Here is a 22403-nt window from a genome sequence, read left to right as displayed (position 1 = left end):
TGTTTTCTGAGTGCGTAAAAGTCACGATTTTAAGGCGTACTCTTTTTAAAAGGCATAAAGAGCCGAAATGCTTAGAATGATACAAGATAGAAGCCGAGGCTTTAACGGGCTGGTTTAAAGTTGATGACGCTATTGCTATAATCAGCTTTCAATTTTTAAAAGCTAAGTAGTCATGTTCCATATTGCGCTATACGAGCCAGAAATCGCTCCTAACACTGGAAATATCATTCGCTTAATCGCTAATAATGGTTGCCAGCTACACTTGATCGAACCATTAGGTTTTGATTTAGAAGAAAAAAAACTCAGACGTGCAGGCTTAGATTACAGTGATTTAGCCAATATTACTCGTCACGCTAATTTCGATGACTTCTTAACGGCCATGGCAGGTAAGCGTATCATGGCTTGCACCACCAAAGGCAGTCGACCACATTCAGAAATTCGCTTTAAAAAAGACGATGTTTTACTCTTTGGCCCTGAAACTCGTGGTCTTCCTATGGACATTATTAATGCCACCCCTTTAGAGCAGCGCCTTCGAATCCCTATGATGTCAAATAGCCGAAGTTTAAACCTGTCTAATTCTGTCGCCATCATTAGCTATGAAGCTTGGCGCCAATTAGATTATGAGGGGATATAATACTTTTCCTACAAGATGATATCGCAGTCTGAATACCGCGATATCATACTTCCCCTGATGTCATTAATCATAAAAATTGCACCTTCAGGGGTTTTGACATTGTTACACTAGGTAAATATAACCCATCATATGAAAAGAGGAAGCTTATTCCTCTTTTCCATTACGAGTCTTTATTTTTCTTAAGCAGCGCGTCCAGCTCTTTGTGATCATCCTCACTCATGGTTTGAGCAGTATTCGCTTTAGCACTATGTCTACGGATAAACAGAAAACCAATCAATAAAGCCATAATCAGCAAAACAGAAGGGCCCAACCAAAGTAAATAGGTTTTAGGCTCCATTTTGGGCTTATAGAGAACAAACTCGCCATAACGACTGGTCATAAATTCAATAATTTCACGATCGCTTCTACCTGCATCCACCATCTCAAAAACAATTAAACGCAGATCCTGAGCAACAGGGGAGTTTGAATCGATCAAATTTTGATTTTGGCACTGTGGACAGCGCAGTTCATTGGCAATGGACAGTGCGCGAGCTTGATTCACCTCTGATTGAAATTGATAAGTATCAACAGGAGTCGCCCGTGCTAATGTGCTCAGACCTAGAAACAGCATCAAGCTCAGTAATAAGAATCGCACATTAAATACTATCATAAGCGCGATGCCCCTTTCGCCTCAGCTTGGAGCTGCTTCACCATAGGCAATAAAGTGTCAGTCCAAACCTTATTGTCAATAGGCCCTGCAAAGCGAAAACGAATAATGCCTTTATGATCCACCAAAAAACTCTCTGGCGCGCCATACACTCCTAAGTCTAGACCTAAGCGTCCTTTATCATCATACACATTCAATACATAAGGGTTGCCGTCTTTTGCTAGTAACTGTATCGCCGCCTCTCGCTCATCACGATAATTAATGCCATAAATCGGTAAAATATTTTGCTTTGCTAAGCCCATTAAAAACGGATGTTCATACATACAGGACGGACACCAAGTTCCCCACACGTTCAGTAAAGCAACTTGACCTTTAATATTATCATTAGTGATCAACTTATCAGGGTCATATAAATCCTGTAACTGAAAATAAGGAACGGGCTTACCTTCCAGCACAGAATCCAGTTTTTGCGGATTGAGAAATAATCCGCGATACAAAAGAACACCCATCACTAAAAATACGGCTAATGGAATAAATAATATTAATTTTTTCATCTCGCCTCGCCTATTATACTGTCACTAAGGTATTATCAACTGGAGTCACAGCTTCTGTTTTAACCTTCGCTTTACGTTGACGATAGCGCTTATCCAATCCCGCTAACAAACCACCGATCACCATGAAAATTGCACCAAACCATAGCCAACGAACAAAAGGTTTATAGTTTAAACGAACCGCAAACTCACTGCTGTTTATCGGATCGCCCATGGTAATATAAAGATCACGAAATATCCCCCAATCAATCCCCGCTTCAGTCATGCTCATGACCTGAACCGTGTATTGTCGCCTTTCAGGTTGCAATAATGCCACCGGTTTGCCATTTTTCGATACTCGAATTTGACCTTGCTGCGCCATATAATTAGGCCCAGGAACCGCTTTTGTTTCAAGATAGCTAAACTCATATCCCGCAAGTTCTTGAGTGATCCCAGGTCCCATACGCACACTTTTCTCGATGGAATAATTTGACACCATAGTCGCGCCAACAATGGATACCGCGATACCAATATGAGCAATTAACATTCCCCATTGGCTACCGGTTAAACGATTCCATTGCAAGTGTCCTTGGCTGGTTTTCAGTAAATTATATCCCGCCTTTAGTGTGGCAAGTGTCACCCAAGTCGCAGCGCTAATACCTAACATCACCCAAAAATTAAACGCTCCACCGGCCATGAAAGGCACAGCTGTTCCTGTCAATAAAGCCATCACTGCTGGCAGGAATAATTGCTTTTGCAATTCACCCGCTTTGGATTTTTTCCAGCGAATAATCGGACCTATTCCCATGATCCCAAACAGTACCAATACAATAGGAACAAATACGGCATTGAAATAAGGTGGGCCCACAGAAATTTTACCCATGCCCAAGCCATCAATAATCAGTGGATACAAGGTCCCTAATAATACCGTTCCACACGCTACGGTGAGAATAAGATTACAAGCCAATAGCATGGTCTCTTTTGAATTTAACTCAAAGCGTGCAGGGCTTTTCATATTACTCGCTCTCAACGCAAATAAGGTTAATGAGCCGCCCACAGTGATCCCAAGCAAGAGTAAAATAAACATGCCTCGGCTAGGATCGGAGGCAAAGGAATGCACTGAGGTTAACACTCCAGAACGAACAATAAAGGTCCCCAATAAACTTAAAGAAAAAGCAAAAATAGACAATAAAACGGTCCAGTTTCTAAAGGTTCCCCGTTTCTCAGTCACAATGAGCGAGTGTAATAATGCCGTACCAATTAACCAAGGCATAAAGGATGCATTTTCAACAGGATCCCAGAACCACCAGCCTCCCCAACCGAGTTCGTAATAAGCCCACCAAGATCCTAACGCAATACCTGCAGTTAAGAAAACCCAAGCCGTTAACGTCCAAGGACGTGTCCAGCGAGCCCATGCAGAATCCAGCCGCCCGCTCATCAAAGCTGCAATAGCAAAAGCAAAGCTCACCGAAAAACCCACATAGCCTAAATACAGCATAGGTGGATGAATAATCAGTCCCACATCTTGCAGCATAGGGTTTAAGTCACGCCCTTCCATTGGCATGGGAAATAAACGCTCAAAAGGGTTCGATGTGAGCAGCATAAAAAAAGTAAAACCGGCGATAATGATGGCTAAAACTGCCAACACTCGAGCGACAAAAGCGGCCTCTAAATTCCGGCTCAATAAAGCCACGGCAGCGGTCCAAACCGATAAAGCAAACACCCAAAACAGCAAAGAACCCTCATGACCGCCCCAAACCGCGGCTAATTTAAAGAAAAAAGGCAATAAAGAATTAGAGTGATTAGCCACATAAGCAACTGAAAAATCATCGACAGCAAAACTATAACCTAAAGCCAAAATAGCAAAGCTAATAAATGTAAACATGCCATAGGTTAAAGGACGTGCGTAACCGACAAGATATTGATCTTTGCGGGCGACACCCACTAATGGAACCGTCGCCAATAGCAAGGCAAACGCCAAGCCTAAAATCAGCGAAAAGTGGCCAAGTTCTGGGATCATGCTGTTACCTCTTTCATATTGAATAGTCTTTGCTCAACAAAAGATGACCAATCGACATCCATCATTATTGCTTCCCACTTTCTAATTGATGCCGAAGTCAATAGAGTCAATGCGCAAACAATTGAGTTACTCAATTGTTAACCAAAAACAGCGACTCTCTATCGGCTCGTTAACGAATTCGTGTGGGTGTTAATTTGCGCTATTTTAGTGTTTGTCACGCCCTATGTCTGCTTATTTCGCAAAAAACTGCGTGCTCCGTCTCATATCCATGGCGAAATAACAATGGTTTTCCACTGGAAAGTGTGAAGCAAAACTCAAGACTGAGAAATTAAGGTTATATTAGTGTGTAATGGATGTATAATCGGCAACCAGTTCAGCGGTTCAACCGCCTTTTGATCACTCAAATTTAAGCGAAATAAAATAATGACCACATTATGGATTTTTTTAGCGTTATTCATATTAGTCAGTATCCTATTGATCTGGTTACCCCATTTTCGTCAATCGGCGCTATTGAAAACACAAACAAAAACCGTTCGTAACCAAACTAACCTCACTTTATTTAATCAGAGAATACAAGTATTAGAACAAGAATTAAAAGATAACTTATTAGATCAAAAAGAATTTGATTCTCTCAAACAAGAACTTGAAATAGGCCTACTACAAGACATTAAGCAAGGGGAGGATGAGGCATTACTCCCTCATACTCAAACTAAAGGCCTGTTTTGGCCTAGTTTAATGACCCTCTTAGTTATCGGTATATCAGGTTACCTTTATTCCTCTATTGGTGCCTATCAAACCCTTGAATGGGCCAATTCTCTTCAAAGCCATAAAAAAGGACCTTTAAGCTTAGTCGAACGTATTGAGATGATGCAAGTACAAGCCAAAATACAGCCAGATAACAGTCAATTATGGTTTAGCTTAGGTCATGCTTACATGGCAATCAATCAATATAAAAATGCAATCAATGCCTTTGATAAAGCCATAGCATTAGCAGGGGTTCATGCAGAGTTACTTGGCCCTAAGGCCACAGCAATGTACTACGATGCTCAGCAGCAACTCACACCAGAAGTTCAAGCATTGATTAAACAATCGTTAACACTCGACCCTACCGATCCTTCCACTTTATTACTGGTGGGAATGGATGCATTTCTTAATGGACAATACCAAGCTTCCATTGATGCATGGCAGCTTATTCTCGATACAAATCAAGACAATATAGATAGAGAAGCCATCACTAACGCCATTAATAATGCTAAGATACAGCTTGACGACTCACCGACACCAATCACAAGTGACAATGCTGCCGATACGTCACTGACAATCAATATCAATGTGGATGATACCTTACGATCCCATGTTAAAGCTGATGATACACTCTTCATTTTTGCTCGTACTCTAACACCACCTAAAACGCCCTTAGTGGCCACAAAAATATCAGCCAATTCCCTTCCTAAACAAGTCATACTAAGCAATGATGATAAAATTGGTGAGCGAGCACTCACAAAAGGAGAAACACTTGAAATTATCGCCGTGTTATCGAAACACAATCAACTCCAACCTCAAGTCGGCGATCTCAAGGGCCAGATCCTCAATGCACAAGTTGGAGAAAGTGTAGAGCTCACACTGAATACGCTTGTAAAATAGAAAATTACAAAAAAACCGGCTATTGCCGGTTTTTTACATTAAAAAAGTCATCAAAGGATTATTTTGCCTTAGACATAAACTCAATGGCATTTTTATAATCTTCATCTGTACAGTCCATGCACATTCCACCTGGTGGCATCGCATTCTTACCCGCTTTAACCGTAGCGATTAATGTATCAATACCTTGAGCTAAACGAGGTTCCCATGCAGCAGCGTCATTCACTTTTGGTGCGCCAGCAACACCCATGCTGTGGCATACTTGGCATGCCTTGTTATACACTTCTTCGCCTGTTTGAGCGAAAACGTTAGCGGACAAGGTTAATGCTGCTACAGCAGTCATAGCTAACCGTTTTTTCATGATTTATCTTCCTAATGCAAATACATACAAAGCCCAACGCCGCCTTTTAATATTAAATTTGGATCTTTCGATCCCATTGAAGCGGACTCTTTTTTAGCGCGACAAGCCTACTATAAAAAGTAACAAATCTCACCTTTTTGTGACCAAAATGCCACCTAGATCTCGATTTCAGTACAAAAATACCGCTACAATTGCACATTAGACATCACTAAATAACAGATGTGAGCTTACTGAAGAGTGAGATCTTGCTTTAAAACGCCGAAAATCAAAAATGAAAAGCGCAATAAGATATCCAGATCAAATATTCGACACACAAAGTTAACCAATACTAAACCCCTTGGCCTATTTATGTTAATATCGCTCTAAATTGGATTCACGCATGATTCCATAAGCAACGATGAAACAATAAATAAAATGGAAATAAGGACGTTAGGTCAATAAATCGTCTCATGTTTTACACTCACGATATGAGTTAAGACTATGAAAGAAATAATAATATAAATAGCATGATTGCATTAGGTGATAGCGTGGTAGTACCGACAAAACATAAAACACTCCTTAGTGCTACAAAGCTCACCTGTATTCGAGAAGAACGAATCTTATTTGATGAGCTCAGTTTCGATATCAACAGAGGTGATATCGTTCAGATCGAAGGCCCAAATGGTGCGGGGAAAACCAGTCTTTTACGCATTTTAGCAGGCCTATCACGCCCCTATTCCGGTGAAGTATTTTTTAAACAGCAACCCATTTCATCTTGTCGAGAAGACTACCAAAATGACTTACTCTATTTAGGGCATTTACCCGGTGTAAAAAATGAACTGACTGCAACAGAAAACCTCAACTTTAACCTCACCCTGATGGGGTATCAGAATTTTGACTCAGCTGATATTTTGAATAAAGTCGGCCTTTTCGGTTTTGAGGACAGTTTAACGGGGCATTTGTCGGCAGGACAACATCGTCGCACTGCGTTAGGGCGCTTATGGCATAATAATGCCAATATTTGGATTTTAGATGAACCTTTTACTGCCATTGATAAAAAAGGCGTCTGCCAGTTAGAAAGCTTGTTTCTTGAGCATGCTAACCGAGGAGGGTGCGTGATTTTAACCACACACCAAGATATGAGTCTTATCGACTCGCAGACATTGAAAAAAATCCAACTCGATTATCATATGCTATGAGAAATGTTATGCAAAAAAACATGAATTACTCCCGTGCATTTCTAGCCGTACTCTTACGTGATTTACACGTTGCGGTGCGTCATCGTAATGATATTTTCAATCCTCTCTTATTTTTTATTTTAGTCATAGTGTTGTTTCCATTGGCCATAGGCCCAGAACCACAAACTTTAAGTAAAATTGCACCGGGATGCATTTGGGTCGCCGCTTTATTATCTTCAATGTTATCACTGGAGCGACTATTTAAAGCCGATCACCTTGATGGCAGCCTTGAACAAATGTTACTTAGCCCTCACCCTCTAACACTACTGGTTTCTGCAAAGGTCATTGCTCATTGGATACTGACCGGGGTGCCGCTCATCATTATCGCCCCTTTATTAGCATTACTCTTGCACCTTGAGCCCCATAGTTATAGCGCATTATTGCTTACATTAGCACTTGGCACTCCCATTTTAAGTCTATTAGGTGCCATTGGCGCTGCATTAACAGTAGGACTTTCTAAGGGTGGTGTTTTGCTCAGCTTACTGATTTTACCTTTATATATACCTGTTTTAATTTTTTCAACCAGCGCAATAGAAGCGGCAAGCATGAATTTAGTTTATAACGGGCAGCTCGCCATCATAGGCGCAATGCTAATAACATCATTGATTTTGGCCCCTTTTGCAATTGGTGCCTCATTAAGAGTGAGTATTAATTAATATGTGGAAATGGTTACATTCATATGCCGATCCTCAAAAGGCATACCGTTTATCAAATACCCTGCTACCTTGGTTTAGTTATTTGGCCATAGTGTTTGTTAGTGTGGGAACGATTTGGGGTCTACTTTTCGCACCCAGCGATTATCAGCAAGGTGATAGCTATCGTATTATCTTCATCCATGTGCCAGCGGCCTCCATGTCGATGACGGCTTATATGGCCATGGCCACAGCCTCTTTTGTCGGTATCGTCTGGCAAATAAAATCGGCTGATTGGGTTGCCGCGTCCATCGCCCCCGTCGGCGCTGTCATGACGTTAATTGCATTAGTGACAGGTGCTGCTTGGGGCAAACCTATGTGGGGCACTTGGTGGGTTTGGGATGCAAGACTGACATCAGAGCTCATTTTACTCTTCTTGTACTTAGGCGTTATTTCACTTTACGCTTCATTTGAAGACAAAATCCTTGCAGCGAGAGCCGCTGGTATTTTGGCCATTGTCGGTGTCGTCAATATTCCTATTATTAAATACTCTGTCGATTGGTGGAGCTCATTACATCAACCATCAACGATTAAAATTACTGAAGAGTCAACAATATCTAATGATATGCTCTATCCATTACTCATCAATATTGTTGGTTTTGGGCTACTCTTAGGCGCTATCACATTACTGCGTTTTCGTACTGAAATTCTTACTAGAAACAGCATGCGCCCTTGGGTCAGAGAACTTGCTCAAATAGAAGGATCCCATTAAATGCAATTTGATAGTATTAGCGATTTTTTCAACATGGGAGGCTATGCATTTTATGTATGGTTATCTTATGGTGTTACCTTGGTTTGTTTTGGATTACTGATCATCTTTAGTAAGGTCAAAAAGAAACAGTTGTTTAAACATATCAACCAAAAAATACAAAGAGAACAATTATTAAAAGCCAGACGGAGTAATAAACAGTGAATTCAAGACGCAAAAAAAGACTCACATTAGCCGTGACGCTTATTGCTGGTGTGGCAGCTGTCACCTCTTTATTACTGTACGCACTCAACAGTAATATGAACCTGTTTTTCACCCCTTCAGAAATTTTACACGGTAAACAAGATACTGGTATCAAACCCGAGCTTGGTCAACGGATCCGTGTTGGCGGCATGGTCACTATAGGCTCGATGAAAAGGGATCCAGATAGCCTCTATGTGGAATTTGCCATACACGATGGCTCAGGTGGTGAAGTGATTATCACCTATGATGATTTATTACCCGATTTATTCAGAGAAGGTCAAGGCATTGTCGCCCAAGGGGTATTAATGTCTGCAAATCGCGTGGAAGCAACAGAAGTGTTAGCTAAGCATGATGAGAACTACATGCCACCAGAAGTAGCCGAAGCCATGGGGAAAAAATATAAGAAACTCGACTATAGCAGTGAGCAGTTAAGTCAACAATAATAGCTATCTCCGTATTCATTTGAGACTCGGGGGCTTCAATGAGTACGGAAATAAAAGCACTATCTACTTATTCATCTAACTGTAGCAGCGTTGCTCTAACTGGCCTAAACCTTCAATGCTCGCGGTAATGATATCCCCTGCATGTAAGAATTGCTGAGGAGTCGAAGAATAACCTATGCCTCCAGGCGTACCAGTACAAATTAAATCCCCCGGTTCAAGCGCCATAAATTGCGACAAATAATGCACTATTTGAGCAGGACTAAACACCAGTTGATTGGTATTACTCGATTGTTTTTGCTGATTGTTAACAGACAATGAAAGCGTGAGATTATCAACTTGCACATCTTCTTTAAAAGACATCCAAGGGCCCACAGTACAAAAACCCGGATAAGATTTCCCTTTCGTCCACTGGCCTTGCCTATCAAATTGCCAATACCGATCACTAATATCATTGACTATGGTATAGCCTAAAATGGCATCTTCAGCCTCGGTAAGATTATTAAGATTAAACGCGTCTTGCCCTATGACAATTCCCAATTCGACTTCCCAATCCACCTGCTTTGAATGAGGAGGCAGATAAAGATCATCAAAGGCGCCTGCTGTGATATTACTCGCTTTTAAAAAAACCAAAGGCTCATCTGGGGGAGTTAAGCCTAATTCTTTCGCATGATCTAAATAATTTAATCCTATTCCTATTAATTTTGGCGGCCTTGCAACACAAGGAGCGCGGCGCACTGTATCACCAATCTGAACCAATTTACCTTGTTTCACTTGCTGTAATATTGCAGCTCGATCAATCTTTGATAAAGTTTTACCTTGCCAGTCGTCCACTAAAGGTGAGCAATCATAAGCTTTATCATCAATGATCACACCTGGCTTTTCTTGACCTTTAAGGCCAAATCGCATTAACTTCATTCTGCTTTACTCCGACCAAAATTGATCTTAAGTATTGTTCATCATGGCACGGGGTAACAGTTAATTTTCATTTAGCTTTGTAAGCTGTTATAAAAAATATAGTAACGCTTATAACTAAAAAATCTCAATTTGGCAAACTTAACAATACATAACGCAGCTCAACCCAACTGCGTTAGTTTGTTATAAAATCGCTAAACTTGATATGCAGCACTGGCTTGAGTCGCTGCATCCATTTTAGCTTCTAAATCGCCCGCTCTTGCTTGATTCACTTTATGAGCAAAATCACTATGATCAACATCGATCGCTATTTGCTGCATATGCGGCGCAATTGACGTCATATTAAAATATCGATGACTCATTGGATCATCATCATACACAACCCCACCAATACCGGTTGAGAGCATGATTAAATCCATTCCACCAGAACGATTGCCAAATGATAAATCCACGCCTTCCGCTTGAAGCTCCTTAAACACTGCAATTTGTTTTATATAGTTTTGTCCCTCGATAGCAGCTAATGCTGGCGCTTTCCACATCTCAGTCAAATCATGAACCTTTATCTCTTTTCCCATAGCAGCTTGAATATTCATTAGATTATTTGGCGTTTTATTTTCATGCTTTCCAAGGCCTAAATGATCAATGTTAACTTGCTCTCCCTTTTTATCTTTCATGGGCTGCCCTTTTTTATCAAGCATTGTGCCATTAGCAAGATCGGCGGCTTTATCCCCGACAATAATCAGATGCTTATAACCTTTATTTTGAAGTGCACTAGCCAAACCTCTAAGGTTATCCTGACTGAATAACTGTTCATTACCTGTTTTTAATAAGCCTTTATTACTGCTCCACAAAATGGCTTTTTTTCCTGGTAACCCAGTCAACCCCTTATCAGATAAATAGGTTTCGCAAGCTTGCTGTAGTGTCGTGATTTGACCGACATCAGCCTTAACATGTAATGAAGGACGTGTGACTTGATAACCAATTGCATCAATAACTTGGTGTTGAAAAGTTTGATTAATTAATCCCGTTCCAAGAGGGCTAAAAATGGCCATATGCCCTCCTAAATCTCCCTTGGCTAATTTATGCTGTGTCCCCCTCTCGTTCAATGTCGCTAATGGAGTTTCCATTAATGCTAATTGATTAGCATTGAGTTCATTACCATATTGAAGATTAACTAAATTCGTCGAGGTGCTACCTGCAAAACTCGCAAAAAATAGCACATTCATGATCTCGCCAAATTCCTCTTTCCCTGTCGAATATGAAACAGGCTTCCATAGTGCTGCCGACACCTTTTTCGTGAAACCTTCAAAACAGGTTTCACGGATCCTTTGTATATTGGAGTCTTGCCAATCTTTTTGTTGCGTTTTTAACTCAGTGAACAGCTCATCAGCAACATACCTCATGGCCTCAGTTATTTTTTTGACTTTAACCTTTTGATTTTCAATACTAATATCATTCAGTTTTTCCACCTTTTTATCAATATCGCTAATCTTAGCTTTATCTTTTTTATGAAAATACTTCTTTTCATGTCCGTGTTGATACTCTAATAAATACGCTTGCAATTTTATGCCAGTCATTTTTGCAGATAAACTCGGCTTATTTAATAAATCAGTAATAACAGTACGCAAATCCACTTGATTAGTGGATTTTTTTACTAACTTACATAAAATCTGTTCTAATTCACTACCGCGTACTTTTCCTTCCAAGGTTTTTTTAATGTCTAAGGGATCCAACTGCAATTTTTTAGCCACATTGATTAAAGCTTTTTTCGACTCAGCATCAATATGCTTGCATCCCTTACTTTTCAAAAGAAATAAGTTAGCCACCACAGCGGTAATTTGAGTGATATCTTCCTTTAATGTGATTTTTTTACTTTTCACTTTTCCTGTAGAAGCACTCAAAATAGCGGGATCGTTTTCACTCTCTATCTTCAATGGAAGATCACTTTTCTTCATTTTTTGGGTTAATTCAGCCCCTGTGGACTTAACTGATAAGGTATGATCATCAAACTTTATCTCATTCGTCTTGTGGGAATTAAATTGATCCGCTGAACTTAAAACGGGCCCAGTAGTTATTGTCGGCATCAAAAATATCTCGTTATTTTATACTTAAGCAAGATTCATTAAATTAAAGGTATTCAATGAGGGTTTGTCTATTGCAGACATATCACTTTCATTCTGCAATAGTTTCTGTTGCCAATATTTAGACATCTTGGCAAAAATGATGATCTGTTCTAACACCAGCTCATATTGACCCAATGAAAGATCAATGTGTTGCAATAACAGCAACGAATCCTGCTGCTCATTGATGCCAAAATAACAAGCGATAGGCTGTTGATTAGCATACTGCGCACACAGAATATCCATTAACCACTTTCTTTCTACATTCTCTTTATCAATTGCTGATACTTCACATGCCAAATGAATATATTGCGCTTTCCCCTTATGAGGAGAAATATAAACGTCAATGTCATTATCTAATGCAATGACAAACCCGCCATTAGAATCAAGTTTTGGCGGTGAGATAGGATAAACATTAAAAAAATATTTAAAAAAAGCATCAAACATAGGGTTAATTAATCGTGAAGTTTAGACATTATAACCATATTAAACAGATGGTTACTAAAATCAAAAAATCGAAAAGGTATTTGTTATTAGATATTAACATTTAAAAATAGACTTTAGCCTTATTCTTAAATTTACAACTTGGCTAACAAGATATTTTTGTGATTAAACGGCCTAAAAGGCCATCAAAAAACCAACAGTTCACAATATGAATGTAATAGATACCATAAAAATAAAAAACTAACAGAATATTGATTATATACCAAGATACATTTATAAAAATAAAAGCAACACTTAAAAACAATTTCTCACAAAAGATTTAAACATAAAAACAAAATATACACTAATCGGTATTTAATAAATGAGAAGTATTTTTAAAAAGTAAGCTAGCGCACAATCCAATAAAAGATAAAAACAAATAAACCAACATCAAAGCATGAAAACCACTATGGAAAGCATCTCTCCCCCACACAAGTACTGACGAGTGAACACTTGTATCACTAAATAGGGCTAATATTTTATCCAATGGCTGAGCTCCCGTAATAAAAGGTAACACTTGCTCTATACTTGGAGAGCCTGTTTTTGTCATTTCGCTCGCAGCAAAAGACATAAATGTATTAATAGAAACACTACTCACTAAGAGTCCAGCACCGGCAATGCCACAGGCATACCACAAATAAGTATGAGAAATAAACAAACCATAGGAAGCCCCTTTTTCACTCTTAGGGGCCACTTGAACAGCGGCTAAATTGGTTGAAGCATACATGAGACCCACAGTAATCCCAATAAACACCATTCCCGAGGCTAAATACAACCAAGAGAGTTTTTCAGGCATAAACACCAAAAGCATCGACCCCGTAAACCCGATAAACTGAGCAACCACAATAGAAGGTAATGGTCCAAAACGACTGTTAAGCTGGCCTGCTGTTATAGATGACAAACATAAGCAACCTGTCATGATCAACATGACAAGTCCCGCTGTTGCAGGTGTAAAGTTTAAAATATTTTCTAAATACAGAGGTAAAATAAATAGAAAAGATCCAAATAAGACTTGAAAACAAGCTCGAGTAATGAGTAACCCTAAAAATAGTTTTTGTTTAAAAAGTACCAAGTTTATCAGTGGATGAGCTAAAAAGCGTTGCCAACATAAAGTCGTTGCCAACAATAGGCCACCTACAATAAAAGGAATTAAAAAAGATAAGCTGAAAAAGCCTGTCAAAGAGACAATATTAAAAGCGTATAAAATCGATAAAAAAGCCACTAAAACGAGAAAGCTCGAAGGCATATGAACATTAACTTGTCTGTTTCCCTTATCGTTTCTTGCTGTCAGAAATACGATTAGCAAACACAATAAACACACTGGCACATTGATCAAAAAAGCCCAACGCCAGCCCCAATGCTCGACAATTAATCCACCAAGCGTTGGTCCTAATGACTGAGCTAGTGCCGTAAATACAACCATAATACTCACAGCCAAGCCTTGTTGGTGTTTAGGGAAGTGTCCGGTAGCAAGGACAAAAACCATTCCAAAGGTTCCAGCCATTCCTACACCTTGTACAAATCGACCAAGAATAATCATCCAGAGGTTAGGCGCAACACTGGCAATCAAGGAGCCAATAAGAAAAATTGTCACACCCCACATCATTGTCAGTTTATGACCAAAACGATCACCCAACTTGCCAGTGGTGATCATCAGGCCACCCATGGCAATTAAATAGATATTATTAACCCACTGTAACTGAGACAAAGTCGCTGAAAAAACATCACCGATCACAGGCAAAGCCAAATTAATAATCGTGACATCAAGATTAATGATCATCAATCCCAGGCCTAAACCTGAAAGCAACCACCAACGGTAACGAAATAGATCTCTTTCTTCATTAGTCACAGGTGTTGTCATATTCCGCCTACTTAAACTCAGCACTTACATAATTATCAGTGTAGTTGATTGGCAAATGCTAAGCTGTACTGACATGCATGAAAATATGGCCAAACAGGTTAATTTACTTTTAACTGACGCCATTTTTCCGTTAATCTAGGCGCACTCATCGCAAATCCAATGATCACTAAATAACTTAATGCCGGAATAATAAAGCTGGCTTGTACATCGGTAATATCTGCGACCGCCCCTTGAACCAAAGGCATAACAGCCCCGCCCACAATGGCCAAACAAACCAAGCCAGAACCTCGGCTAGTATGCCTCTCAAGCCCTTTAATCGCCAAAGAAAAAATAGTCGGAAACATAATAGAATTAAATAACCCAACGGCCAAAATGGATCCCATAGCGAGATAACCACTAGTGTTCATTGACACACACAAGAGTAAAATCGCCATAGAGCCATTAAACATAAGAGCAAGTTGCGGCTTAACCACTCGAGTCACCACAGCGCCGATAAAGCGCCCAATCATAGCGCCTCCCCAATAATATCCAACAAAATGTGCTGCACTGGCTGCAGACATATTACCAATATGATGTAGCTCAAAGTAATTAATAAGAAAGCTGCCTATTCCCACTTCGGCTCCGACATAGAAAAAAATAGCACATGCACCAAACAGTGTTTGCTTTGCTTGCCATATCGTTCTGCCATCATTGACCTCAACCGTATGACTGGATTCATGTATCTCAGGTAATTTCAATTTTTTTACAATAAAAGATGCAAGGATAAGCACCCCAGCTAACATCAAATATTGTGTTTTAACCGCTTCGGATCCCGCAGCAATCCCTGAAACCGACAGCAACATCATTCCGGCAAAAAATGGTCCTATAGTCGTTCCAAATGAATTCAATGCTTGTGCTAAAATAAGCCGACTCGAAGCTAGGCGTTCAGGGCCTAAAGCGGCAACATAGGGGTTAACGGACACTTGTAGAATAGTCAACCCACTGGCGAGTACAAATAGCGCCAATAAAAATAATCCATAAACATGTAAAGACGCTGCCGGATAAAAAAGCCCGCACCCTAACGCGGTAGTCAATAAACCAAAAATCATACTGCTTTTATATCCAACTTTATGTACTAATAAACCCGCTGGCACAGACACAATAAAATAAGCACTAAAAAAACAAAATTGAATCAGCATGGCTTGAGTATAATTTAACGAGAACATTTCCTTTAAATGTGGAATTAACACATCATTTAATACGGTAATAAAGCCAATGAAAAAGAATAAGACACACATAGAAGCTAAAGGAAGTCGATAATCAAGCAATCTAGATTCTTGAGACTGATCAGATGATGAAAAAGTAGGAATTCCAGCCACAAGCATACTCCAGTGTGTTAATGAATTAATAATAGAATCAGACTTAATAAGAAGCCATTAGTTTTTGTTAATTAACGCACACTAGCAATTTAGGCTATGATGTCAAGTCAATCTAAAACCGTTTAAATAATGAGGGTGGACATAATTTAATCAATAAAACACATATTAACCCTGATTAGAAAAGCGAATAAAACCATGAATAAACAAGAAGATAAATATAAAGATGTACCAATTCCTGATTTTAAAAACTTACACTTTCTTCAAGATCACATTAAACAAACCATGGCTTTTTACCACCCCAATTGTATTGACATAAATAATGGTTTTTTTCAAAACTTTTACAATAATGGCAACATATACAACAAAAAAGACCGTCATTTAGTTTCAAGCTGTCGATTTGTTTTTAACTATGCCATGGCAGCAATTGAATTTAACCAGACTGAATATTTAAAGGTAATACAGCAAGGCATTGATTACATCGAAACCACACATAAAAACCCCAAAACTGGAGCCTATGCATGGCAATTATTCAATAACAAGGTCACTGACGATACAAATCACTGTTATGGACTCGCCTTTGTGCTATTAAGTCATTCACTCGCCTTTAAAGCCGGTATCACTGCTTCAAAAGATAAAATAGAACAAGTCTGGCAACAACTCGAAAAATATTTTTGGGATGAAAAATTTGGTTTATATCGAGATGAATATAATGCAAATTTCACACAACTCAGCGATTATAGAGGTCAAAATGCCAATATGCATATGTGTGAAGCCATGCTCACTGCCTTTGAAGTCACACTCGATCCCAAATTTTTACAACGTGCCTATTTAATCGCTCACAACATAACGGTAAGGCAAGCCTTTATGAGTGATGGGCTCATCTGGGAACACTATACCTCGAATTGGAAAATTGATTGGCATTATAATCAAGACGATTCAGCTAATTTATATCGCCCTTGGGGTTACCAACCCGGCCACCAAACCGAATGGGCAAAATTACTGTGCATTTTATATCGGCACCAAGCTGAAAACTGGATGATTGAACGAGCCCAGTTCTTATTTAATAAAGCAATGGAAATCGCTTGGGATGATCTCAATGGCGGTATTTTTTATGGTTTTGCGCCAAACGAAGAAATTTGCTTCAGCGACAAATACTTTTGGGTGCAAGCAGAAAGCTTTGCCGCTGCCGCCTTGCTTGCCCTTACAACAGGTAAAAACAGCTACTGGCACTGGTATCAGAAGATTTGGTCCTATTGTTGGACACATATGGTCGATCATCAATATGGCGCTTGGTATTTCATATTAGATGCGAAAAATAATCACTATAGTGATATAAAAAGCCCAGCTGGAGGCAAAACAGACTATCACACCATGGGCTCCTGTTATGAAGTAATCAAAGCCATAAAACTCAAGGAATCAGCTTTATGAGTTTACTTGCATTTGGAGAAGCCTTAATTGATTTCTTATCGAATGGCGATACACCTGAAACCTTTACAAAATATCCCGGAGGCGCTCCAGCAAATGTCACTGTTACTTATGCCAAATTAGGTGGAAAAAGTGCATTCTGTGGTATGTTTGGACAAGACATGTTTGGCGATTACCTTCTTCATGCTCTCAATGAACACAAGGTCAACACAGATTATTGTCTGCAAACTGCTCAGGCCAAAACGGCACTGGCATTTATCTCTTTGGATGCCAGTGGTGAACGTCGTTTTAATTTTTACCGCCCCCCAGCTGCCGATCTTTTATTTAAGGTGGAACATTTTGACACCAATGCTTTTATTCAAAGCCAGCTTTTTCATATTTGTTCAAATAGTCTCACCGAAAAAAATATCTATCGATCAACCTTACATGGTCTAACCTTAGCAAAAACACATCAGTGTTTACGCAGCTTTGATGTTAACTTACGCTTAAATTTATGGGAAAATAGTACATTAGCTTTTGAAAGAATATCGCAATGCATTTGCCATTGTGATGTATTAAAACTGTCACAAGAAGAGCTGGATTTTTTATTGTCCCACAGTCAAGAACAGCACGAATCAGCCTTTATTGATCAGTGTTTCAAACAGGGCGTATCCATCATTATGATCAGTAACGGTCATCTACCTGTACGGTATTACACTGCCAACTTTCTAGGAGAATGCCAAATACCGACAATTAAGGTTGTCGATACTACCGCGGCGGGTGATGCATTTGTTGGTGGTATGCTTTATCAGCTTAATCAATACCTAATAAAGCATAACTTTAAAGAAATCATCACAGATGAGACTAAACTCCACTCCATAGTGCAGTTTGCGACACAATGCGGCGCTATCGCCTGCACTCGAAAAGGCGCCTTTCCTTCACTACCATCATTTGCTGATCTTTAACGACTCGTGAACCTGTCTTACAGGCCACTTTATCATGCAGCACAAAAGCCCAGTCCAGATAAACACAAATGTCACCAGTTTATGCATATCTAATACTTCGCCAAATATCCAAGTGGCTAAAATAAACTGTAAACTCGGCTCCAAATATTGGATAAACCCAATGGCCGTCAATGAAGTTCGCCTTAGTGCCAAGGAAAATAAGATAACAGGCACTAAAGTCACTGGCGCCGTTAACATGAAATAAAGCTGCGTCATCGGCGAGCTGTGCATAAACACACTGGATCCAGTTGCGACTTGATATGCAAAAAAGCCTAATGCAAAAGGAAGCAATACGACAGATTCCACCATTACAGAAGTCATAGCATCATAATGAACCTGTTTTTTTAACACACCATACAAAGCAAAAAAACCACCCATCAACAATGCCAAAATAGGAAGTTGCCCTGTGGTTAAAATCAAATACCCCACCCCTAAGACACTCAACACAATCGCTAACACTTGCCCCATTGTAGGTTTTTCTTTGAGCAAAAGGATACTAAGTGCAATAGTGATCAATGGATTAATAAAAAAACCTAAGCTTGCCGTCAACACTTGCTTATGTGTCACAGCATAAATAAATGCATACCAACTCACACACATAACCGAAGCGGCTAAAAAACTATAAAATAAAGACCTTTGGTCGGCCAAAATTCGACTAAAATTAAATCGTATATTCATCAAATAGCTGAACAGAAAAACCACAGGAACAGACCATATAATGCGATGCGCAAGTAATTCAAACGTATTTTGACCGTCGAGCACGCCATAAAACAATGGTGTTAGCCCCCACACAGCAAAAGCGGAAATCGCAATCAAATTACCTTGCAAAGAACGATTCATAGCAAACATCAACCCATAAAACCACAACATAAAAAAGCTTTTACGCTTTAGGGTATGACATTGCAAGTCTATTCTTATACAAAATCATCATTTATAGATTATTTATTACTAATCATTTTAATCATTTTAATCATTTAAAAAACATAGAATTAGAACCACAAACACATACTAAATAAGTAACAAAAAAATCACTTAATCGATCATTAATGAAACATAGTTATCTTTCATGAAGCTTTATGGGTCGAACTCCAATCACCTATGAATTCATTTATCAAAAACTAATGAGTCAGATATAATGCTACGCTCGGTTCGTGCTTTTGCGCTTTTTTGATACAAACAGCGAATAGCATTAGAAACTTATCATTAAACAACCTATTGAGATAAAAATGCCTTTTTCTACACTGGGATTAAGTGATCCAATCATCACAGCCATTACTAAACAGGGCTATACCGCCCCCACTCCCATTCAGGAAAAAGCCATTCCTGTTATCTTATCGGGTAAAAATGTCATCGCTGCCGCGCAAACAGGCACAGGCAAAACAGCAAGCTTTGTGTTACCTATACTTGAAAAATTGCGCCATGCAGAAACAATACGAAAAAAACGCGTACGTGCATTAATTATCGCTCCCACACGGGAGCTTGCTGTGCAAGTGGACATCAATATTAAACAATACAGTTCAACGCTTAATCTCACCTCTTTAGCCATGTACGGTGGTGTTGATACTAAGCCGCAAAAACAAGCGCTGATTGAAGGGGTTGATATTTTAGTCGCGACTCCAGGCCGACTGCTTGATATGTACACTCAAAGGGCCATACATTTTGACGAGCTGGAAATCTTAGTTTTAGATGAAGCCGATAGAATGCTCGACATGGGCTTTATTGAAGATATCAATAAAATCATGGATAAACTGCCTCAAAATAGGCAAAATTTATTATTTTCAGCCACACTTTCTCCTCAAATTAAGGCCCTTGCCAAAACCACTATTGCCAAACCCGTCGAAATTTCAGTCGTGAATAAAGCCAAGGGTCCACAAATCGATCAATGGTTAGTCACCGTTGATAAAGATAAAAAATCAGCCTTATTGAGCCACCTTATCAATGAACAAAACTGGCAACAGACACTGATTTTTATTGAAACTAAACAAGGCGCGGCAAAACTGGTAAGTCAGCTAGAAAAGCGTGGTATTAAAGCCGAGTGCATACACAGCGGCCGTAGCCAAGGGATACGTGAAAACATTTTAGCCAACTTTAAAAGCGGTGAGATAAACCTACTGATTGCCACAGGCGTTGCAGCGCGAGGTATTGATATTGATAACCTACCAAGAGTTGTCAATTATGATTTACCTTATCCTGCTGATGATTACATTCATCGCATAGGCCGAACCGGACGCGCAGGTAATCAAGGAGAAGCCGTATCCTTAGTCTCAAAAGATGATTTTAAAAACTTATGTGCCATCGAAAGCAAGTTAGGTCACCTCATTATGCGTAAAGAAATTGAGGGCTTTTCCCCTAAGAAAGTGGTGCCTATCTCAATTTTAAATTATGTGCCAAAGCATAAAAAAGTGCCCCCTCAAAAAGAGAAGACCGCGCCAAAACAAAGACCGTCTTCAGCAAAGAAAAAGACAAAAAACAATCAGCCCCCCCTTCCCATTAACCCTTGGGGTAAAAAAAGTTAAGGCATATTTAAAAAAGCACCAATAATAATATTGGTGCTTTTAAAACGTCATATTAATAATATCGATCCCTATCATTATGAACATTTAATAATAAGCTAAAAATTATAAAACTAAAGATTATAAAACTAAAGATTATAAAACTAAAGATTATAAAACTAAAGACTATAAACCTAAAGACTAATAACAAGACTAAAGATTATTAATCTAAAGTTGTAATGAAATACAATGATGCGAAAAAACTTTATATAAATACCTTAAATGATACACAACTAAGTATTTCACCTGATACCTGAAAACATTCAATGCAATTTATCCTAACTAACTCAATAACAATGAAAATTAAACACCTCTAACATAAGTAATAAATAATAGAGAATAGAGAATGGAAATCTCATTTTTAAATTGATACCCATTAGGTATTAATTTTTAATTTTCATTAATCACTAATCTTTATGAGTTATTAAATGAATCTAAATAAATATAAACTTCGCACATCATTGTCACTCATCGCGGCTAGCCTTATTGCTAGCACTTCATCTGTTGCGAGTAGCACTTCCACTTATACTGACGTAGACTACTTCACTAGCATAGAGCAAATAGAAAATACCAAAGCTGCTCAACAAGAACAAATTATCGATAAAACACAGGCTCAGAATGCCCTTGCTTTTGCAAAAATGGCAAAGGCAGCCTTTGTTTCCGTCGCCAATATTAAAGGTAACGAAACAGACTTTAAACGCATCGATGACGATGAGGCTGCTATTTTAGCCAGTGTTTCTCCCCTTAATGAGAATGTCGTTTTCCCGGCCTTTGTGGGTGTCACTGCAGAGGGAAAAGAACAATACAAGTTTATTGACGAAAACACAGGTTTAATGGCGACAGTATTATTACCCTTAAGCAATAATGATAATCGTGTGATATTGGCCTTTGCAGGATCAGATACGCGAGTGTCAATTTACGGCCGCACAGAAAGAGGTGTCATTAACAGCGCTTCTGTTTATGAGCAAGTCAACGGTGGAATCCCAGCCGATTTTAAACAAGCAAAAGCACTGGCAGTCAGTATCAAGAGTACTTATCCAAGCAAAGACCTCATTATTACAGGTACTTCACTCGGTGGCGGCTTGGCACAGTATGCTGCCATGCTAACAGATTCTAAAGCTTATGGTTTTAATGCCTTAGGCTTAGGTTCGGGGACTCGAGAAGACATCATGACTTCTCGTGGGTTTAGCACGCAGAATGAATTCGATGAAGCGGCTAATCAATCTATCATCAACGTTAATTTAGAAGGTGAAGCATTAACCTCTTTATTTGGCTGGTACATGCCTGCTCAACTTGGCGAGATTTACACTTTGCCTTTTTGTAAAGGTCAAAATGATTGGTATGAATATTTAAGCAGTCACAGCTTGTATCTACACAATATCGGCCCCGTGATTGATAATTTAGAATGCCTAATTAATCAATAACCTCCATTTTAAACAAACTCTTTTAAACAAAAGTCACTTAAACACAAGTCCCTTTTCGCTATTCCTACTAATGGCAACGAGGGGCTTTTTTCATTTTCAACGATTTTTAACGCCTTTTGTATACGAAACATTATTTAAGGGACTATATT

The 22403-nt window shown here is 39.1% G+C and carries 21 protein-coding genes; 11 read left to right on the top strand and 10 right to left on the bottom strand.

Going from position 1 to position 22403, the window contains the following annotated elements; all coding sequences use genetic code 11:
• Positions 1-172: 172 nt before the first annotated feature.
• Entirely contained in the window at positions 173-634 is a 462-nt protein-coding gene (gene trmL / locus Q0791_RS04920) for a tRNA (uridine(34)/cytosine(34)/5-carboxymethylaminomethyluridine(34)-2'-O)-methyltransferase TrmL (RefSeq protein ID WP_299003437.1), read from the top strand.
• 160 nt (positions 635-794) lie between these two features.
• On the opposite strand, the gene nrfF is transcribed toward trmL, so the two are convergent.
• The 3 genes from nrfF to Q0791_RS04905 are packed head-to-tail and all read right to left on the bottom strand — an operon-like array spanning position 795 to position 3830.
• Positions 795-1244, bottom strand: coding sequence for a heme lyase NrfEFG subunit NrfF (gene nrfF / locus Q0791_RS04915; protein ID WP_299003490.1), 450 nt, complete (start codon positions 1242-1244; stop codon positions 795-797).
• A gap of 35 nt (positions 1245-1279) precedes the next feature.
• Entirely contained in the window at positions 1280-1834 is a 555-nt protein-coding gene (locus tag Q0791_RS04910) for a DsbE family thiol:disulfide interchange protein (protein WP_299003435.1), read from the bottom strand.
• 13 nt (positions 1835-1847) lie between these two features.
• A complete protein-coding gene (locus tag Q0791_RS04905; protein ID WP_299003433.1) occupies positions 1848-3830 on the bottom strand; it encodes a heme lyase CcmF/NrfE family subunit in 1983 nt (660 codons plus the stop codon).
• Positions 3831-4253: 423 nt separating this feature from the next.
• Here Q0791_RS04905 and ccmI point away from each other — a divergent pair, with 423 nt between their 5' ends.
• The gene (ccmI, locus tag Q0791_RS04900) at positions 4254-5474 is read left to right on the top strand and encodes a c-type cytochrome biogenesis protein CcmI (RefSeq protein WP_299003432.1); all 1221 of its coding nucleotides are present in this window, start codon (positions 4254-4256) and stop codon (positions 5472-5474) included.
• A 58-nt stretch (positions 5475-5532) separates the two neighbouring features.
• Here the strand turns inward: ccmI and Q0791_RS04895 are convergent, their stop codons facing one another.
• On the bottom strand, positions 5533-5832 hold the full coding sequence (locus Q0791_RS04895; protein ID WP_299003430.1) for a c-type cytochrome: 300 nt from the start codon (positions 5830-5832) through the stop codon (positions 5533-5535).
• 527 nt (positions 5833-6359) lie between these two features.
• Here Q0791_RS04895 and ccmA point away from each other — a divergent pair.
• From ccmA to ccmE, 5 genes are read left to right on the top strand one after another with little or no spacing between them, the layout of a single operon-like run.
• Positions 6360-7010: a cytochrome c biogenesis heme-transporting ATPase CcmA gene (gene ccmA / locus Q0791_RS04890; RefSeq protein ID WP_299003427.1), complete on the top strand. Its 651-nt coding sequence runs from the start codon at positions 6360-6362 to the stop codon at positions 7008-7010.
• Between the two features lie 8 nt (positions 7011-7018).
• Positions 7019-7705, top strand: coding sequence for a heme exporter protein CcmB (ccmB, locus tag Q0791_RS04885; RefSeq protein WP_299003424.1), 687 nt, complete (start codon positions 7019-7021; stop codon positions 7703-7705).
• Position 7706: 1 nt separating this feature from the next.
• Positions 7707-8453 carry a heme ABC transporter permease gene (locus Q0791_RS04880; protein ID WP_299003421.1) on the top strand — a complete coding sequence of 249 codons (747 nt, stop codon included), beginning with the start codon at positions 7707-7709 and terminating at the stop codon, positions 8451-8453.
• Complete coding sequence (ccmD, locus tag Q0791_RS04875; protein WP_299003417.1) at positions 8454-8654, top strand: heme exporter protein CcmD; 201 nt, start codon at positions 8454-8456, stop codon at positions 8652-8654. It begins immediately after the preceding gene.
• Complete coding sequence (ccmE, locus tag Q0791_RS04870; protein ID WP_299003414.1) at positions 8651-9136, top strand: cytochrome c maturation protein CcmE; 486 nt, start codon at positions 8651-8653, stop codon at positions 9134-9136. Before ccmD ends, ccmE begins: the two co-directional genes overlap by 4 nt.
• Positions 9137-9211: 75 nt before the next feature.
• Here the strand turns inward: ccmE and Q0791_RS04865 are convergent, their stop codons facing one another.
• The 5 genes from Q0791_RS04865 to Q0791_RS04845 form a co-directional block, all read right to left on the bottom strand.
• Positions 9212-10051 (bottom strand): fumarylacetoacetate hydrolase family protein, encoded by an 840-nt coding sequence (locus Q0791_RS04865; RefSeq protein WP_299003411.1) that lies wholly within the window; start codon positions 10049-10051, stop codon positions 9212-9214.
• Positions 10052-10242: 191 nt separating this feature from the next.
• Entirely contained in the window at positions 10243-12132 is a 1890-nt protein-coding gene (locus tag Q0791_RS04860) for a hypothetical protein (RefSeq protein WP_299003409.1), read from the bottom strand.
• A 24-nt stretch (positions 12133-12156) separates the two neighbouring features.
• Positions 12157-12615 carry a hypothetical protein gene (locus tag Q0791_RS04855; RefSeq protein WP_299003406.1) on the bottom strand — a complete coding sequence of 153 codons (459 nt, stop codon included), beginning with the start codon at positions 12613-12615 and terminating at the stop codon, positions 12157-12159.
• 340 nt (positions 12616-12955) lie between these two features.
• Entirely contained in the window at positions 12956-14512 is a 1557-nt protein-coding gene (locus Q0791_RS04850; protein ID WP_299003403.1) for an MFS transporter, read from the bottom strand.
• Positions 14513-14610: 98 nt separating this feature from the next.
• The gene (locus Q0791_RS04845) at positions 14611-15876 is read right to left on the bottom strand and encodes a sugar MFS transporter (RefSeq protein WP_299003400.1); all 1266 of its coding nucleotides are present in this window, start codon (positions 15874-15876) and stop codon (positions 14611-14613) included.
• A 189-nt stretch (positions 15877-16065) separates the two neighbouring features.
• Here Q0791_RS04845 and Q0791_RS04840 point away from each other — a divergent pair, with 189 nt between their 5' ends.
• Positions 16066-17298 (top strand): AGE family epimerase/isomerase, encoded by a 1233-nt coding sequence (locus tag Q0791_RS04840; protein WP_299003397.1) that lies wholly within the window; start codon positions 16066-16068, stop codon positions 17296-17298.
• Positions 17295-18239 (top strand): carbohydrate kinase, encoded by a 945-nt coding sequence (locus tag Q0791_RS04835; protein WP_299003394.1) that lies wholly within the window; start codon positions 17295-17297, stop codon positions 18237-18239. The genes Q0791_RS04840 and Q0791_RS04835 overlap by 4 nt, the downstream gene beginning before the upstream one ends.
• Here Q0791_RS04835 and rarD read toward each other — a convergent pair.
• A complete protein-coding gene (rarD, locus tag Q0791_RS04830; RefSeq protein WP_299003391.1) occupies positions 18222-19148 on the bottom strand; it encodes an EamA family transporter RarD in 927 nt (308 codons plus the stop codon). The two genes, Q0791_RS04835 and rarD, sit on opposite strands and share 18 nt — an antisense overlap.
• A gap of 356 nt (positions 19149-19504) precedes the next feature.
• Between rarD and Q0791_RS04825 the strand changes: the two genes are divergently transcribed.
• Both Q0791_RS04825 and Q0791_RS04820 read left to right on the top strand, forming a co-directional pair.
• On the top strand, positions 19505-20794 hold the full coding sequence (locus Q0791_RS04825) for a DEAD/DEAH box helicase (RefSeq protein WP_299003388.1): 1290 nt from the start codon (positions 19505-19507) through the stop codon (positions 20792-20794).
• 464 nt (positions 20795-21258) lie between these two features.
• On the top strand, positions 21259-22254 hold the full coding sequence (locus Q0791_RS04820; RefSeq protein WP_299003386.1) for a hypothetical protein: 996 nt from the start codon (positions 21259-21261) through the stop codon (positions 22252-22254).
• Positions 22255-22403 lie beyond the last annotated feature (149 nt).

It is taken from the genome of uncultured Shewanella sp., assembly GCF_947495455.1.
Classification (GTDB): domain Bacteria; phylum Pseudomonadota; class Gammaproteobacteria; order Enterobacterales; family Shewanellaceae; genus Shewanella.
Note: the sequence above shows the minus strand (reverse complement) of the source record. Positions and strands in the feature narration are given on the sequence as shown.